The sequence below is a fragment of the Vibrio sp. OPT41 genome, from assembly GCF_015163595.1.
Lineage (GTDB): Bacteria > Pseudomonadota > Gammaproteobacteria > Enterobacterales > Vibrionaceae > Vibrio > Vibrio alginolyticus.
In genome coordinates, this window is the sequence record NZ_JADDYH010000077.1 from 1 (window position 1) to 218 (window position 218).

Below are 218 nucleotides of genomic sequence, written 5' to 3' on the forward strand. Positions count from 1 at the left end.
ACCTCACGATGTCCAACCGTGATTAGCCCACCTTCGTGCTCCTCCGTTACGCTTTGGGAGGAGACCGCCCCAGTCAAACTACCCACCAGGCACTGTCCTCATCCCCGATTAGGGGACCAAGTTAGAACATCAACACTACAAGGGTGGTATTTCAAGGACGGCTCCACGCAATCTAGCGACTGCGCTTCAAAGCCTCCCACCTATCCTACACATGTAGG

Annotated in this window: 1 rRNA gene; it reads right to left on the minus strand. The window is 54.6% G+C overall.

What is annotated here, in order from left to right:
* Nucleotides 1-218, minus strand: a 23S ribosomal RNA gene (locus IQP38_RS25165); the annotation flags it as partial.